1 protein-coding gene is annotated in these 254 nt (G+C 60.2%); it reads left to right on the top strand.

Going from position 1 to position 254, the window contains the following annotated elements; translation table 11 throughout:
• Positions 1-254 (top strand): YdcF family protein (locus SB816_RS33395; RefSeq protein ID WP_410548428.1); only part of this gene is annotated, 254 nt, incomplete at both ends.

The raw sequence follows: 254 nt of genomic DNA on the forward strand, positions 1-254 counted from the left end.
GGGCGATGCGATCATCGTTCTGACCGGCGGCTACCAGCGCATTGAACAGGCGGTCGGCCTGCTGCGTGACGGTGTGGGCAAACGTCTGCTGATTTCCGGCGTCAACCCCGCCACCACCCGTTCGCAGATCCGCAAGATGACGCAGGGCTCTTCGGACATGTTTTCCTGCTGCGTGGATATGGGCTACAAGGCCATTGATACGATCGGCAACGCCAATGAGGCGGCAAGCTGGATACGCGATCACGGTTATTCGG

Origin of the sequence: Achromobacter sp. SIMBA_011, from assembly GCF_046535435.1 — a bacterium.
GTDB classification, from domain to species: Bacteria; Pseudomonadota; Gammaproteobacteria; order Burkholderiales; family Burkholderiaceae_B; genus Achromobacter; species Achromobacter dolens.